Raw genomic sequence first — 16,730 nt, forward strand, 5'->3', positions numbered from 1 at the left:
CTCCCTTTTTCTCCAAGTTTACTAGGATGCCTTTATTTTTAAATCTATTGTACGCAATTAGTTTGTTTAAATCTTTGAGTGTCAGATTGGTAGGATCCATAGCAAGAGTATATTCTTTAATTTTACTAAGGAGGGAAAGAGCGAATTCAATCTGTTTTTCAGTTAAGGAGTAATCCTCCTGGTCTGCGAGCAAGTTTGGTGATGAATTTTTTTCAAGAGTAGCGGCATGTTCTTTTATTTTTGCCTCTACAAGGGCTTCTACTTCCCGATGGCTTATGCTCTTGGGTTGATCGGTTTTAGTTTCTGTAGAGGTAAACAGTTTATTGAAAAGACCTTTTAGCATTTCTTCACATCTCTTTCATTGTATTAATATGTAAGAACTTGCTAATTCCTATTTTAGATTTTTGCCTGGAAATTACAATCCTTTTGGAGAAATTTGTATATTTTTTAGTGGGAAAACGTTAATTATGTAAATATCTGGGCATATAATAAGCCGATTGTAGTATAATGTAAGAAAATGCTAGAGTTGGGGCGGTTGACATGGCGATTACTGTACCTGAAACGATTCGGAGCAGTGCGACGGCAGGGGAGCGGCTTGTGTTCCGGACTTTGAAAATATATTTGCCTGATGATTATATTGTGTATTTCGAGCCGGAGATTCATGGACGGAGGCCAGATTTTGTCATAATTGGGCCGGATTTGGGCTTGGTTGTTTTGGAAGTGAAGGATTACACAAAGAATACACTTTTCCGCTTGAATCATGAGGAATGGCATATTTTGACTACTTCAGGTGACCAGGCGGTAATTAAGAGCCCAATTAAGCAGGCAAGAGATAATGTTTTTAAAGTTGTTGATGTGTTGAAAAAGGATAAGAGCCTCATCCAAACAGAAGGGAAATATCAATTTAATTTGAAGTTTCCGTATGGATATGGGGTTGTTTTCACGCGCCTGTACGCGAAGGATTTTGTCGAGGAAGGCCTTTATTCCGTTATAGAGCCGGAGTTGTGCTTAAACCGTGATGAGATTGATCCCGATAAGGAAGGATTTTCTGAAGAAATTTTGATGGAAAAGATCATGAATATGTTTGTCGTGCCTTACCGGTTGAAGGATACGCTCTCGAAAGAGGATATTGATGCAATCCGCTATTATCTTTTCCCGGAAGTGCGAATCAGCGCGGAGTTCAAGCCGCCAGTTCCATATCAGGATCAATTGCTGTTGTCGCTGCATGACATTAAGACAATGGATCTCCACCAGGAAAACCTGGCCAAGCAGCTCGGGGATAAAAATAGACTCATTCGTGGCGTAGCTGGAAGCGGGAAGACGATCATTCTCGCAAGCCGGGCAAAAATGCTTTCAAAACAGAATCCTGACTGGAAGATTCTTATCCTTTGCTATAATATCTCGTTGGCCAATGCCATCCAGCAGATGATTACCCATATGCTAAACGAGCCGGAAGATTTGTTCGACTTTAACTTTACAGGCGGGGAAGTCGAGAATCCGGTGAAAAACCATAATATTGTTGTTCGGAATTTCCATGCCTGGCTGAAAAATGATTTGAAGATAAAAGAAGGGCAAATCCCGAATTTCATTGAGAAAATTAAACGGAAAGAAGCCATTCTTCCAACTTATGATGCCATTTTGATTGACGAAGGGCAGGATTTTGAAGCGGATTGGCTTAGCCTGGTCAGCTCCCTTCTTAATGAGCAGACGCAATCGTTGCTGCTGGTGGAAGACCGTGCGCAGGAAATTTACAAACGGAAACGCACATATGTCCAGGATACAGGGCTCAGTTTCCAGGGAAGATCGAAAATCCTGTCCATTAACTACAGGAATACTGCGCAAATCGTCAAGTTTGCCTGGGACTTTTACAGAAAACATTCGATGCTTAAAAATAAAGTTGTAAATCGGGAGTTGGAAGGGGAAATCATTGCTCCGCAAAGCACGAAACGCAAAGGTCCGGAGCCGGGAATTATTCGTGCGAACAATTTCTATGAAGAAATGAAGCTTGTTGCCCGCCAGATGAAAAAGCTACATGACGAACGAAAAGTACCTTACCATGAAATGCTTGTCCTTTATCGGGTAAAGAAGACATCTAAGATTCCAATCATAGACATAATTCAGAGGTCTATAAAGGATGCCGGGCTGCCGTATTTTTGGATAACCGAAAACGAGCAGTCGAAGCGGTCTTTTGAGAAAGAGGACGGCCGGATCAAGATAAGTACAATCGACAGTAGCAAAGGGCTAGATTTCCGGGCAGTGTTCATCGTCAACACGGATTCCATGCCATTTCCGTTGGAGGATGACCATGAAAGGGAGGTATCGTTGCTGTACATTGGCATGACCAGGGCAAAGGAGTTTTTGTGCCTTTCGTATTCCGGTACTTCAGAGTTCACCCAATATTTGGATAACGTTTTATTGGAACGCTCTAAGCAAAAGGCCGAGAAAGTTAACATAAAATGAACCTTCCGTCAGCGCGTTTTAGGTTCGGCTGTTAAAGCAAGGCAAAGATCCAGTATTCTTCAATTAAAACGTGCCTTCTATTAGGGATGAATGCTGGAGAGAGGAAGAAAGATTCTATAGGTAAAAAAACGAATTCCTCAATTGGAATTCGTTTTTTATGTATCTCTGATTACGGCCACCCAAATGTACCACCTCTGCAATCTTTTTTTACCACACAACGACAAAGATTTTACCGGCAAACGCAAGACCCCTTTGCCAAGGTAAACTTTCATTTAAAACCCCCGTCGATATTTTCCAGTAGAAAAATATCGTTTTATTGAAGGTCTGTATGGTATGAATGATTTTGCCGGGGTCGGGTATATAAATTGATGACAGCAAACATAAGGAAAAATAACAAACTCTTTGCTAAAGGAAACCTGAGTAACATTAATACATTCAATTTTATAATCCCCTTGCTGGAATAGAGCGACAAGGTGGTTAGATAGGAGAGAAAAAAATAGTGGAAAAAATTAATAAAAAACAACAAATTATTGCATGGCTTGAGAAGCTTGAAACTGATGAAGAAGTGATTGAAAAATTTTATAAAGCCTATCATGAGTATCGACTTGATGAGAGACCACTTAAAGAGAAAGGATTTAAAGTAGTAGGGTTCTATCTTCCTAAAGAAATTGATGAAAGTTTAAATCAAATAGCCGCAGGAAAAAAGAAAGGATTTAAGAATTTCCTAGCCTTATATGCTATAAGCGATTTCATTAATAGATATGGAGAAGAAATTGACAAGCATAATTAGTAGTAGTAAGGACAGTCACAAGGTTTCAGTCTTTAAACTTGAATTATAGTCTGTTTAACCGCTTCAAGTTTTAAATTACCGTGATTTTAACGCATTATACATTCTAAACATTATTTTATAGTTTAAAATTATAACGGACTATGAAGTTAGTGAAGCTGTGAGTTTAAAGCGCAATCCATTGCAGTTAACTTGCAATAAAAAAAGTTGGAGTTTTGGCAGGGGATATCCTGCACAGCACTCCAACTTTTTATAGCTTATTGATATTTCTTGATTAATTCAACGAATTCATTAACGAAGCCTTGTAGGAATCCAGTTGTTCCTTCATTCAGCTTGCCATTTTCATCTAGCAATTCATGAACGGAACCGATATATGCTTCTGGTTGTTGTACCACTGGCATATTTAAAAATGCAAGTACTTGGCGTAGGTGATGGTTTGCACCGAATCCAGCAAGAGCACCTGGAGATTGGCTGATGATTGCTGCAGGTTTTCCACTCCAAACACTTTCGCCATAAGGGCGGGATGCTACATCTAGCGCATTCTTTAATGCAGCTGGAATAGAACGGTTGTATTCTGGTGTTACGAATAATACCGCGTCCAATTCTTTGACTGTATTACGGAATGCAGTATATTCTTCAGGAGTTCCTAGGTCTCCTTCAAAATCCTGGTTAAATAATGGCAGGTGGCCAATTTCAACAAACTCAGTAACATAGCCTTCTGGGAATAAAGGTGCTACGTTATCCGCAACTTGCTTTGAAAAAGAATTTTTGCGAAGACTTCCAACAATGATGCCAACTTTCGTCATACGATTCATCCATCCTTCTTTTTTAATAATGAATTCAAACTAATTATCTTGAATTCAATATAATTGTATTGAATTCAAGATATATTAGCAAAATAAATGCTTCGCAATCTAAAAAGGGAATACGGTTATCATTCTTAAATAAATAGGTATACTTAAATAATAGTTAATCACTATTTAAAATTACCCTTCAAAACGCGAAAAGATCATTTTTGTAATCAGGACATTATTTTAGGTTAGATTTTTGATGATATTTCAGCTAAATGCCTGGATTCTTATGTTTTTTTAGCTAATACGGAATTTGGAATAGGAAGTTCAAATTGACAGTTTGGGTTTTTTCATCTATATTTATCTTTAATTTGAGACATCTGGGAGTGAGATAAATGATTCAGAGGTTTTCGGCAGCATCTCGTTACTCTGTAAAAAATGATTGGCTGGAGAGTAATCTTAGTTTTTCCTTTGGTGAGTACTATGATGAGGAAAATATCCAATTTGGTCCACTTCGAGTTTTTAATGATGACACAGTACAAGCCGGTAAAGGATTTGGCATCCATCCACATAGGGAAGCGGAAATTGTATCGATTGTATTGCATGGGCAGTTAAAGCATGAAGATAGCCTTGGGAACAGCGGGATATTACAATTTGGAAATGTGCAGCGTATGACTGCAGGAACTGGTTTGCTCCATTCTGAAATGAATCCTTCTTTAGAAGAGGAAGCAAGCTTTTTACAGCTATGGTTTAAACCTTCCAAAAAGCAATTACCTCCTTCTTATGAGGATATTTCTTATAACGTTGATTCAATGAAGAATAAATTGTTGCCAATCGTTTCTTCGATCCCAACCAATGGTGCAGCGAAAATTCATAGTGATGTTACATTATACTTATCCAAATTGGATGAGGGAGAAAAGATCTTCTTTCAACAAGAACAGGGAAGAAAGATGTATGTCTTTGTGATTGAAGGGGAGCTAATTTTAGATAACGATGTTGTCGTTGGAAAAAGAGACAGTGCGCGCATAACTGAACAAAACCAACTTACTTTAAAATCAACAAAAGAAGCCTTCTTTTTATTGATAGATTTGGGTGGTGTTTAATTATGTTATTGATTCGCCATTCGATTGGAAGCAGACTTTTTTATCAAACGGATGAATATGAGATTCATTCAGTACAAGATAAGTGGGTCATTTCCTTCAAAATTTCCGAAGAGGAATCTAAAGAAATCATCAAATTTAAAGACGAATTGAACCTCTTTGATGTCGGGAAAAACCAGAAGACTTGGTATTATACATCAAATGCAAACGTTGAGTTTAATGAGAAGAACTCTACGATGACAATTATTGCAGATCATAAATCAGTCTATCCAGTTAATTAAAAAAACTTGAAAGGTGTTATGTAATTGGATACCCACGTTTTGCAAGTTTGTAAGTGGTAATGCACATGCAAAGAATCCAGGGTCGTAGAAAGCTTTATTATCCTATAAATCAATGATTCATTGAGGTGCGATTATTACATATCCTGTTTGTGACTGGCGGAAACCGATCTTGAAGAAGTGTGACAGCTGGCCAAGATGAAATAATGATTGAAGATTCCCGAGCTGTAATTAAGACTAGGTGAAGCAGCTGAATCGTGGAAAAAGGAAACCAAACGAATCTATTTAGAGCTGATCAAGCTATTTGATTGGCTCTTTTTTATTCCTCCTCAAACCCTTTACATGAATTTCCTTCTTATTGTGGCGAATTTCGCAAAAGGTCGCTGATTAAATAAAATTTCAATAATTGGGTAGCCAGTCGCGACAGATTGGTGAACAGTTGCTTTTTTAAAAAATTGTTCCTGTTCTGTCCCCGGCTGGCAGCGTGACATTTTTTCATAAGCGTATGTATGGTTGGAGGTGTCTAAAGGGAGGGAATTGAATGGGAGGTATTAAGATGATGATGGTCTCGGACAAGTATAGGCCGAGTTGCAGGGCGGATTTTATTAATCTGCTTCGAAATAAGGCTTTCCTAAAGGATTGCGGGGAACTTATGAATGATCTTCTGAAATCGGACGGGTTTTGGGCAGCATTGGAACGAAGGCTTGATTTCGTTATGTATACGATTTTACAAATGGATTTTTTGGGCGGGGGATTGGGAGAAAGCTTTTTGTTTAGGAACTTTGATTCTTTGACCACTGATGCTCTTTTTACGATGGGGGAAGAAGCAGTGAAGGAAAAACTACCTGAACCATTAACAATCATACACGATGAGCTTTTCCGCCAGTATGTTATCGTTGCTGCTCGAGGTACAGCCGAAGTAAGGGTGGAAGACTATGAATTTTTCGTTGCTCCTTATTTCTCAGGCGGGGGCCTTTTTTCCGAAAAACCAAATGGACAGCATTGGATGGAAGAATTGGCAGAGGAAATTTTTCGGCCCGCCCTAAACTCTCTCATTGTGGAGATTCGGCAAAGAAGGAATCTGAAGGATATTTAAACCGATACCTAGAATAGTAAAGAAAGACCTAATAATAGGGGTAAGAAAATGAATAAGGAAAATGGGAGAAAACACCGACATGGGAATGGTATGCGGTGAAATATATTTATTAATTTATCATCTCGGTAGAAACTGACCCTGCAAAGGTTGACGAGGAATATAGCACGGAACGAATAAATATTTTTGACAGACAGTCGATAATTACTAGTCTCCACATGACTTTCAATAAACACATGTATGAAATTGAAGGAGAATTGCCCAATGTTGTTTTTACGAAAAATTACTCTTTTGCGAGAAGACATTCCCGATTTTAATAAATACCCTTTCACTGTTCCTGCTATAAGAGGTATGGATGTATTGGAATTGGATAGTGAAGTGACATTTTTTGTAGGGGAAAATGGTTCTGGAAAATCTACTTTGCTTGAGTCAATTGCGTACCAGTGTGGGTTTCATACCGCGGGGGGTGGACTGAACAATCTCTATGATGTGGAGTCATCCCACGCTGCTTTAGGAAATTACATTCGTTTGTCCTGGCTGCCCAAAACCAGCCAAGGCTTCTTTTTACGGGCTGAAAGTTTTTATCATTTTGCCACGCATCTCGATCAACTAGCCGAGGAAGATCCTACGTTTAATTATAAAGCATATGGAGGCAGGTCATTGCACCACCAATCCCATGGAGAATCCTTTGTATCATTGTTTTTAAACCGTTTTTCGGATGAGGGAATTTATCTATTGGATGAACCCGAGGCAGCATTATCGCCAGCTCGCCAATTAGCTTTTATGAGGGTTATTTATCAATTGGCGAGTCGCGGCAATTCACAATTTATAATCGCCACGCATTCACCGATTCTGCTGAGCTATCCAAACGCAAAGATCTTCAGTTTTGATGCCGATGCAATCGAAAGCATCACGTATGAAGATACAGAACATTACCAAATCACAAAGGGGTTTTTAAATAGGAAGGAAAGGTACTTGGAAGAGTTGTTTTTAGATGATGAGGATGAATAATAACATGGTGACGGTTCTGAAGGATTTGATCTAAACAAGTGCTAACTTCTTCCGTAAAATATACAGAATAAATTTGGTCACTTTCTTCTGCTATGCCGCGCCTCCTTTAACTATTACGCGGTATAGCGTGAAAATCCTACCTGTAAGAGTTTGAAAAGCATTCAACAGCTCTCTAAGAAATGTTTGGAAACTGCAAACCCACTATACATTAATCCGTTTTTTCATATATAATAAACAAATCGCGAATATAAAAATCCGCTTAATTGCGGTGGAGGTTCTAGCTACCCTCTTTAAAAAACTAAGGAAACAGCACTGCTTTCTTTAGGCGTGCTGTTTTTTTGTTGGAAGGAGAAAGAAAATGTTGAAGAGTGAAAAAGCGGTAGTAGTATTCAGTGGGGGACAGGACAGCACAACCTGCCTGTTTTGGGCGCTGGAGCAATTTGCCGAAGTCGCGGCTGTTACGTTTGACTACAACCAGCGGCATATTACAGAAATTGAATGTGCTAAAAATATTGCAAAGGAACTTGGCATTGAGCATTATATCCTTGATATGAGCCTGTTGAACCAGCTCGCCCCGAATGCGTTGACCCGGGAAGACATCGAAGTGAAGGATGGGGAAGGCGGCGGCCTGCCGAACACATTTGTGCCGGGCAGAAATTTGCTGTTCATGTCATTTGCCGGGGTGCTTGCAAGCCAAATTGGGGCGAAGAACATCGTTACAGGCGTATGCGAAACGGATTTCAGCGGCTATCCCGACTGCCGAGATGTGTTTGTGAAGTCGCTTAACGTTACTCTCAATTTATCAATGGATCAAAACTTTGTCATTCACACTCCGTTGATGTGGCTTAACAAGGCGGAGACATGGAAACTCGCAGATAATCTTGGAGCTTTCGAGTTTGTCCGTGAAAAGACGCTGACTTGCTATAACGGAATCATCGCAGATGGCTGCGGTGAGTGCCCCGCCTGCAAGCTGAGGAAAAAAGGCCTTGATGACTATCTGGCAGAACGGCAGGGGTTGTAGGCATGTACGGATTCAGGATTGTAGATAAATTGCAAAAAATTGACGTTGATATAAGGCGAGATCAATTGAAGTACCATTCAAAACGGGTCCTCGTCAGCAAGGAGTTCGCCTTCGATTCGGCCCATCATTTACATGAGTACGAAGGTAAATGCAAAAACCTCCACGGCCATACGTACAAGGTCGTGTTTGGAATCAGCGGTTTTGTTGACGCCCGCGGATTGATGATTGACTTCGGGGACATAAAGGAAATTTGGAAAAATAAAATTGAGATTTTCCTTGACCATAAATATTTGAACGAAACACTGCCGCCGATGAATACAACAGCTGAAAACATTGTTGTGTGGATTTATGAAAAAATGGCTGAAGCACTGCAACAAGGTGATCGAGCAACTCAATACGATGGCGCGCGGGTCGAATTCGTTCGCCTCTATGAAACTCCGACGAGCTATGCGGAAGCGAGAAGGGAGTGGATGGAGCTTGAGTAAGATACCTGTTATGGAAATCTTCGGCCCGACCATTCAGGGAGAAGGGATGGTGATGGGACGCAAAAGTATGTTCGTCCGCACTGCTGGCTGTGATTACAAGTGCTCCTGGTGTGATTCAGCTTTTACATGGGACGGTTCGGAAAAAGAAAAAATACGAATGATGACTCCTTTGGAAGTTTTTCAAAAACTAAAGGAGCTTGGCGGGAATAACTTCAACCATGTGACGATTACGGGCGGAAACCCGGCTTTGATTGGTGAGCCAATGAAAGAGTTCATTGAACTTCTCCATAAATCCAATATCGAAGTAGGTTTGGAGACACAGGGAAGCAAGTGGCAGGACTGGTTTTATCTTGTTGACGACTTAACGATCTCCCCTAAACCGCCTAGCAGCGGCATGAAACCGGACCTTGAGCTTTTAGATGATATAGTTCTAAAATTATTTCATTTTAAGTCGAATTTTTCGCTTAAAATTGTTGTTTTCGATGATGTGGATTTTGATTATGCAAAGATGTTAAATCACCGTTACATGAAGCATAATATTCCATTCTTCCTTTCAGTCGGAAATAGCAATCCTGGTGAGGATGGGGATATTTCAAGCAGGCTTCTTCACTCGCTGGACTGGCTGTGGGGTAAGGTATTGGACGATCCTGATATGAACAATGTTCGTCCTTTGCCGCAGCTGCATGCTTTAGTTTGGTCGAACAAGCGGGGAGTTTAAGAGGAAGTCTGTCTTATGAAGAACGAATAAGGGTAGATATAAGGGCCGGAATGTTGAATCATATATTCATAAATTTGTTGAAGATTATTTATATGGTTTGCAAAGACTCTCCCTTGATCTCATAATTAAAGGATCGTTTCGGGCATTTAAAACAGGAAATCAGGAAGGAAGCTGATTCTTATGAGAAAAGAAAAAGAAAAGATGTTGGCTGGGGAACTATACAATCCTGCAGACCCCGTATTAGTAAAGGAACGCGAGGAAGCCAGATGCAAGGTTAGACTCTATAATCAAACCTTAGAAACTGAAGGAGAAAAACGCACTAAACTATTGAAGGAGCTACTTGGGTCAACTGGAGAAACTATCTATATGGAACCCAATATACGATTTGATTATGGCTTCAATACATATGTAGGAGAAAACTTTTACGCAAATTTTGATTGCACGATTTTAGATGTGTGTGAAGTGCGATTTGGTGATAACTGCATGCTTGGACCTGGCGTTCAAATCTATACGGCAACACATCCGCTTAGTCCAGCTGAACGTAATTCGGGAAAAGAATATGCAAAGCCGATTTCCTTTGGAAACAATGTATGGATTGGAGGAAGTGCGGTAATCAACCCCGGAGTGACGATTGGTAATAACGTTGTAATCGCATCGGGTGCGGTTGTTACAAAAGACGTACCGGATAATGTAGTAGTAGGCGGGAATCCTGCGAAAATAATAAAGCGGATTGAAGAATGATCCCTATCTATGACTTAAAAGAAAGGCTCTATTATCCTTAATTGTTGATTTCTGGCCAAAAGAAAAACCGCCCTATCAATCATAGGGCGGTAAATTCTTAATCCACGTTTTCCGTTATCAATGACTCGTGGTACGATCTTCCCCCAAGTCTGTAACGGCAAAGTGCACTTTATCCCTCATACGCTTGCATCAAAGTTTTTATGTTAATTTTATTCTTCGTTTGGAGCAATGCTTTCATAACTCTTTCTGATTTTTCTGGGTCTGGGTCGCTTACCATCTCGGTTAGAGTGGAAGGAATAATTTGCCATGACACGCCATACCTATCTTTTAGCCAACCGCAGTTTTGAGCCTTTTCATCTCCGCCTTCGGAGAGTTTTTCCCAAAAATAGTCCAATTCATCTTGATCTTCACAGTTTACGATAAATGATATTGCCTCTGTGAATTTGAAATACGGACCACCATTTAAGGCTACGAATTCTTGCCCGTCAAGTTGAAATTCCACAGTCATTACGGTTCCTTCTGGTATCCCGTGATCATTTTTGCCATGGTGAGTGATTCTTCCTATCTTCGAATTTTTAAAGATAGAAGTATACAACTCTGCCGCCTGTTCGGCTTGTGTATCGAACCACAAGTTTGGGGTGATTTTTTGGATTTTGTTATTCATAATTTTTTCCTCCTTACTATTCAAGCGTTTTAGAAGGTTTATTCACAATACAGTTTAGTTTAAAAAATGAGCCATGGTTTCTTTTAAATTGCTATGTTTAAAAAGTTACATATGTTTATTAATTTTTATAAAACAAATGAGGCAGGGGATACGTTCCCTGCCTCATTTTTCATTATTCGATATTGGTTACGCGGACGCCGGTGTTGTTGAGTTCTTCGATGATCTGGTTGACGGTTTCTTTTGGCGTTTCTTTTGGAATGGAAAGATGGATTTGGCGGACGGCGCGGTTGCTGCCGAGTGTGAACATCGAGAGGATGCTCGTGTGTTTACCGACGATGGCGGAAATACGCTCAATCGCATGGTTTTGTTCGAACAGGCCGATTGTCAGCGATATGCCGTCGCTGTATGTATCCTCAAGGAGGTCCATGATTTGCGCGTGCGTCAGGATGCCGTCGAATTTCCCGTCTTTGTTAATGATTGCTAGGTAAGGAAGCCTTTTAATGCTTTTAAAAATTGTCCTGAAGGAATCCCCGCCCTGTACATAGCCATCCGCTTCTTTAATAATCTTCAATACACTATCATTTTTGTCGCCTGAATATTCGAAAATATCAATTTTTTCGACATTGCCCAAAAACCGGTTTGTACCTGATTCGAGAACCGGCACCCTGCGGTATCCAGTTTCATCCAGGAAAGCGAGCGCCTCCGCTATGGAATGTTTTTCCGAAAGGTAGCTTACATCTTCCTTGTCGATTACGAACTGTTGAATTTTCATGCCATTCCTCCTTAATTCCCAATGAATTTCTCTTTCTAGCTATATATATTCTTCAGAAAAAAGAAATTACCTCCTTTTTCCCCTATGGGTATATGGACAAACTTTGAATTTTTAAAACATATGGCTTCAAATTATCTTTTTACCATAAGCAACTTGGAAACGTAAATCGACAGGGAGGATGGAAATCTCGTCTTTCTTGTCAATCGAAATTTATAACCTCAATTAAGAACAGACATACTTCGACTGCCGTACTATCTATAATGAGGATTAATAGGAAATTCCTCATATTCCATACCGGAAGTGTACAAGCCGTATTTTGCGATCGAGGTTTCAATAGATCGAAGTATAAAAATAGGTATTTTTCCGGACGACCCCCTTTGCAAAAGGGCTTCCAGAATCCCAATGCGCCTCCTATTTAACTATTGTGGAATTTTAAGGAAGAAAGCGAGGTAGAAAGGCTTACAGTAAAAACTTTCAAGCTAGTACATAATACACTTACATAATTTTACAAGGTCATGGTACATTCGGATTATTCTGACAATATAAATGTTGGAATATCGAAGGACAGGAAAGGGGGTGGTTATTTTTTAAAAGGTATGGGGTTTGGAAGGTTGAAAAAGAGAGATTATTAGAAAAGGAGAGTCCTAATGCGAAGAATGAAAAAGAGTTTTAGTTTATTCCTTATTTTTCTACTATCATTCTCCAGCTTTGCGTTTGCCGCGCCGCAAAATGGCGCCGAGGAAGTAAACCCTGCATTGGCTGCTGTGCAGAATGGGGAAGAATCCGTCACTCCGACGGATGGAAATGAGCCCGCTTTTTCAGACAATGAAAAAGTAAGGGTCGTAGTTGAACTCAAGGAAGAATCCGCGATTGAGTATGCGACCAAAAAGGGAGTTAAATTTTCGAGTCTCTCAAAAGAAGATAAAAAAGCATTGAATAGCAAAGCTGCCAATGCGCAGCAAAAAGTGAAACAGAAACTTGCCGATAAAAAGGTCAAGATGAATTATAAAAATAATTTTACTACCGTAATGAACGGCTTTAGCGGCGAGGTTACATACGGTGAGATTAAGGAAATCGAGAGCCTGCCTGAAGTCAATAAGGTTTACCTGGCAAACGAGTACGAACGCCCGGTAGTTGAGCCTGATATGACGACAAGCCATGAGTTCATCCAGTCGTACAGCGCCTGGAATACAGGCAAGTTTAAAGGTGAAGGAATGGTCGTCGCGATTATCGACTCCGGAATCGATCCTTCCCACCGCGACATGATTTTGACCAACGCAAACAAAGCCGATCTGACGCTTTCCAAGGTAAACGCCGCGATAGCAGAGCATAGCCTTCCAGGGAAGTTTTTCTCGGATAAGGTTCCTTACGGATACAACTACTTTGACCGCAGCCAGGAAATCCGCGATTTGGTTCCTGGAGGTTCCAACCACGGGATGCACGTTGCCGGTACAGTAGCGGCGAACGGCAACACTGAGCAGGGCGGCGTAAAAGGCGTAGCGCCTGAAGCGCAACTGCTCGCGATGAAGGTTTTCAGTAACGACCCGAACTATGCTTCAACTTTCTCCGATATTTATATCGTGGCGATTGACGAAGCAATCAAACTTGGCGCCGATGTATTAAACATGAGCCTCGGCTCGGTTGCATCGTTCTATTCCGCTGATGATCCCGCCAACCTGGCGATCACTCGCGCGGTTGATAACGGAATCGTCTGCTCCGTATCCGCCGGGAACTCCCGCCACGTCGGCCGCGGTTACAAAACGCCATATGCCGAAAATCCGGATATCGGCGTTGTCGGCGCGCCTGGGCTTTCCTACAACTCAATCCAGGTTGCGGCATCCGGCAACAAGCAGACTTGGTATGAGTATGGATTGAATTTGTCACAAAGTGCAGTGAGCGGCGTTGGCTATTCAAGTGATGATTGGATTAAGAAGCTTGGCAATAAGGAATACGGTTTTGTTTCACTTGGCACTAAAAACGGAAGTGCTGCCGATTATGCCGGACTTGATGTTCAAGGTAAAATTGTTGCCGTTATGCGTGGCGGGACGCCATCCGCATTAACAGATAAGGCGACAGAAGCAGGTAAGCAAGGCGCAGCTGGCATTATTGTTATGGACGCTGGCACTGGCGGTACAATGTTCAGGGACCAGGGTGGATTTGCGATTCCATTCATGTTGGTTTCGAAACCAACAGGGGATCAACTGACGCAATTGTATAATGAAGGAAAAACAACACTGAAATTTAATGTGGTTACGTCCGAACTGGCACCACAAAACGGCCGCCCGACAGAGTTTTCTTCATGGGGAACAACGCCAAGCCTTGATATCAAGCCTGAAATTATGGCTCCTGGCGGAAATATTTATTCTACGTTAAACGATAACAAGTACGGTTTCATGAGTGGAACTTCAATGGCTGCTCCACATGTATCAGGCGGGTCCGCATTGGTCATGGAGTACATTAAGAAGAGCCCGCTTTATAAAAACCTGACGCTTGGCCAGCAGACGCGCCTAGCAAAGGTTCTTTTAATGAACACGGCAAAAATTACAACTGGGGTAAATGATCAGCCATATTCTCCTCGCCTCCAGGGTGCGGGTATGATGCAGATCTACAATGCCACTTTAACACCAGTTCGTGTTGTCAATCCGGCAACGAACGAAGCGAAAGTGGAGCTGAGGGATTTTACAAGCAAAGTTGTTGATTTCAAGGTAAAAGCAACCAACGATTCGAATAGCGCTGTCACTTATAATGTGAATGTCGATGTCCTGACTGACGCAATCCAGCGTTTGGAATCCGGTGATGTAAACTGGTCCGCTGCAGTCGCCACGACTGGCGATCCGCACTTAAGAGGCGCAGAGCCAATGCCTGGCGCGAATGTTACAGCGCCTGCTACTGTAACGGTACCTGCTGGCGGAAGCGTTGAAATTCCAGTAAGGATTGATTTAAACAATGCAAAAATTCCTGGCTATACAGCCACAGGTGCGAAGACAACCTTCGACCTGAAAGAAGATATTTTCGTTGAAGGCTTCGTCCGCCTGACCGATGTGAATGGCCAAAAGGTCAGCCTCGGCGTACCGTATGTCGGTTTCTACGGCCAGTGGGACCGCCCGAGCATCCTTGATGGAATGCGCTATATTGATAGCAAATTCTACTTTACGGATGCAGCCGGCGGAACTCCGGTCGCGGGTATGGTAGATAATCGTGGCGTCTATATCGGCAATGACCCATTTGTTGGATATACAAATGCTGCTGAACGTCTTGTTCTATCACCAAACGGTGATAATGTATTTGAAACAATTGTTCCCGTCATGAGCTTCTTGCGTAACGCTGCGGATATGCAGTTTAACATTCTTGATGAAAACGGAAATAAGCTCCGTACGATTCGAAATGAGGCTTATGTGAGGAAGCATTATGGAAGCCTTGCAGCTTCTAGCCGATATTCTTACACCTTAGCCCGTGGCTGGGATGGAAAGATAAACGGTGCACTGGCTCCAGACGGCAAGTATTATTATGAAATAAAAGCGCGTGTCGACATGCAGCACAGGGAAGCAATGTGGCAAACGAAGAGGATCCCGTTTGTCCTTGATACGAAAAAACCGGTTTTCCAAAATGCTGTTTACAATGCGGCCAAAAAGCAGCTTTCATGGGAAGCGACCGATGATGGCGGCATTGGAATCCAATACTATGATGTAAGAGTTAATGGCAAAAGCGTCCTACCTGAAAAAACGCTTATTCTTCCAACTGCAAAGACATACAGCATGACCAATGTAGATGTGCCAGCAGATGCGAAGGTGGAAGTGGTGGCGAATGATTACGCCAATAACATGGCTGTTCAGGAAGCCAAAATCGTGGATAGCGCTGATTCTGCTCCGCCGGTTATTATGATGTCCAATCCTGCCAACGCATCTGTTTTTACAACAAAGATTATTCCAGTTAACGGGTATGTTTTGGATGAGTCTGGAGTAAAAGAGATCTTTGTGAATGGGATTTCCGTACCTTTTAACAAAGTAACAGAGAAAAACGGTGCTGTAGACGAAGTACGCTATCGATTTGATACAACTGTAACTGTTGAAAATGATGGCGTACACGATTTTATGATTAAAGCCATTGATATGGCCGGTAATGAAATGCAAATTGTAAAGCGTCCGGTATTCGTTGATACAACCCCTGCCACTGTGGAGGTAAATGCTCCGACAAGGGTTGACTTGCCTGTTGATAAGGCAAACCTCGAGATTACGGTGAGGGATAATTTCGATTCAATCCGTATGTATGTGAATGACGACGAAGTGTTGTTCAACTCCGGTCCAAGTTCCTGGGTTGAAGCGGTGCCATACGAAAAAACTATCAGCCATGAGGTAAGCCTGAAAGAAGGCGACAATACGTTCACAATCCGCGCGGTTGACCTGTCGGGAAAAACTACGACAAAGACCGTAACGATTAAACGTGAAGCAAAGGCTGAAGAACCAAAACCAGAACCAGTACCAGCGCCGGAAATTAAGTCTGTAAGCGTAACTCCGAACACGGATGTCAGCTTTAAGACGCCGGTTTCCATCTCTGGTGAAGCGAGCGAGTCCATCACTTGGACAGTAAAAATCGTTAAGCCGGATGGTTCCGCGATCAATCTGAAATCCCAGACAGGAAAATCGTACAAAGAAACGTACACTCCTGATAAGAACGCGGCAAAAGGAACGTACAAAGTCATCTTCAAAGGCACCAATGATAAAGGCGTAGAAGTTGCTGAAAAGCAGGCTTCGTACACAATCGGCAAGAAATAATATTAACCCCAAGGATGCCTGGTCCCCACCCAAATAG

Annotated in this window: 14 protein-coding genes, 1 pseudogene and 1 riboswitch; of the genes and pseudogenes, 11 read left to right on the plus strand and 4 right to left on the minus strand. The window is 41.6% G+C overall.

Annotated features, from left to right (window positions below):
- The coding region (locus DRW41_RS16020) for an ABC transporter ATP-binding protein (RefSeq protein WP_115453032.1) at nucleotides 1–343 on the minus strand (343 nt) is incomplete at its 3' end.
- A gap of 197 nt (nucleotides 344–540) precedes the next feature.
- Here DRW41_RS16020 and DRW41_RS16025 point away from each other — a divergent pair.
- Nucleotides 541–2,460: a 3'-5' exonuclease gene (locus DRW41_RS16025; RefSeq protein ID WP_115453033.1), complete on the plus strand. Its 1,920-nt coding sequence runs from the start codon at nucleotides 541–543 to the stop codon at nucleotides 2,458–2,460.
- Between the two features lie 499 nt (nucleotides 2,461–2,959).
- The gene (locus DRW41_RS16030; RefSeq protein WP_115453034.1) at nucleotides 2,960–3,250 is read left to right on the plus strand and encodes a hypothetical protein; all 291 of its coding nucleotides are present in this window, start codon (nucleotides 2,960–2,962) and stop codon (nucleotides 3,248–3,250) included.
- A gap of 254 nt (nucleotides 3,251–3,504) precedes the next feature.
- Here the strand turns inward: DRW41_RS16030 and DRW41_RS16035 are convergent, their stop codons facing one another.
- Nucleotides 3,505–4,053, minus strand: a complete 549-nt coding sequence (locus DRW41_RS16035; protein ID WP_115453035.1) for an NADPH-dependent FMN reductase — start codon at nucleotides 4,051–4,053, stop codon at nucleotides 3,505–3,507.
- 380 nt (nucleotides 4,054–4,433) lie between these two features.
- Between DRW41_RS16035 and DRW41_RS16040 the strand changes: the two genes are divergently transcribed.
- The 8 genes and pseudogenes from DRW41_RS16040 (at nucleotide 4,434) to DRW41_RS16075 (ending at nucleotide 10,485) form a co-directional block, all read left to right on the plus strand.
- On the plus strand, nucleotides 4,434–5,141 hold the full coding sequence (locus tag DRW41_RS16040; RefSeq protein ID WP_115453036.1) for a pirin family protein: 708 nt from the start codon (nucleotides 4,434–4,436) through the stop codon (nucleotides 5,139–5,141).
- A 2-nt stretch (nucleotides 5,142–5,143) separates the two neighbouring features.
- Complete coding sequence (locus DRW41_RS16045; RefSeq protein WP_115453037.1) at nucleotides 5,144–5,419, plus strand: hypothetical protein; 276 nt, start codon at nucleotides 5,144–5,146, stop codon at nucleotides 5,417–5,419.
- 538 nt (nucleotides 5,420–5,957) lie between these two features.
- Nucleotides 5,958–6,512 (plus strand): hypothetical protein, encoded by a 555-nt coding sequence (locus DRW41_RS16050; protein ID WP_115453038.1) that lies wholly within the window; start codon nucleotides 5,958–5,960, stop codon nucleotides 6,510–6,512.
- Nucleotides 6,513–6,776: 264 nt separating this feature from the next.
- Nucleotides 6,777–7,520, plus strand: a complete 744-nt coding sequence (locus DRW41_RS16055; RefSeq protein ID WP_115453233.1) for an AAA family ATPase — start codon at nucleotides 6,777–6,779, stop codon at nucleotides 7,518–7,520.
- Between the two features lie 265 nt (nucleotides 7,521–7,785).
- Nucleotides 7,786–7,828: riboswitch (PreQ1 riboswitch) on the plus strand.
- Between the two features lie 44 nt (nucleotides 7,829–7,872).
- Nucleotides 7,873–8,541, plus strand: a pseudogene (gene queC / locus DRW41_RS16060) (7-cyano-7-deazaguanine synthase QueC); the annotation flags it as partial.
- A gap of 2 nt (nucleotides 8,542–8,543) precedes the next feature.
- Complete coding sequence (gene queD, locus DRW41_RS16065; RefSeq protein WP_115453039.1) at nucleotides 8,544–9,026, plus strand: 6-carboxytetrahydropterin synthase QueD; 483 nt, start codon at nucleotides 8,544–8,546, stop codon at nucleotides 9,024–9,026.
- Nucleotides 9,019–9,744 (plus strand): 7-carboxy-7-deazaguanine synthase QueE, encoded by a 726-nt coding sequence (gene queE / locus DRW41_RS16070; protein ID WP_115453040.1) that lies wholly within the window; start codon nucleotides 9,019–9,021, stop codon nucleotides 9,742–9,744. The genes queD and queE overlap by 8 nt, the downstream gene beginning before the upstream one ends.
- A gap of 180 nt (nucleotides 9,745–9,924) precedes the next feature.
- A complete protein-coding gene (locus tag DRW41_RS16075; RefSeq protein ID WP_115453041.1) occupies nucleotides 9,925–10,485 on the plus strand; it encodes a sugar O-acetyltransferase in 561 nt (186 codons plus the stop codon).
- A gap of 169 nt (nucleotides 10,486–10,654) precedes the next feature.
- On the opposite strand, the gene DRW41_RS16080 is transcribed toward DRW41_RS16075, so the two are convergent.
- Complete coding sequence (locus DRW41_RS16080) at nucleotides 10,655–11,149, minus strand: VOC family protein (protein ID WP_115453042.1); 495 nt, start codon at nucleotides 11,147–11,149, stop codon at nucleotides 10,655–10,657.
- Between the two features lie 172 nt (nucleotides 11,150–11,321).
- Entirely contained in the window at nucleotides 11,322–11,921 is a 600-nt protein-coding gene (locus tag DRW41_RS16085; RefSeq protein WP_115453043.1) for a CBS domain-containing protein, read from the minus strand.
- A gap of 647 nt (nucleotides 11,922–12,568) precedes the next feature.
- On the opposite strand from DRW41_RS16085, the gene DRW41_RS23665 reads away from it, so the two are divergent.
- Nucleotides 12,569–16,693 (plus strand): S8 family serine peptidase, encoded by a 4,125-nt coding sequence (locus DRW41_RS23665; RefSeq protein WP_115453045.1) that lies wholly within the window; start codon nucleotides 12,569–12,571, stop codon nucleotides 16,691–16,693.
- Nucleotides 16,694–16,730 lie beyond the last annotated feature (37 nt).

The organism is Neobacillus piezotolerans, assembly GCF_003362805.1.
Classification (GTDB): Bacteria; Bacillota; Bacilli; order Bacillales; family Cytobacillaceae; genus Bacillus_D; species Bacillus_D piezotolerans.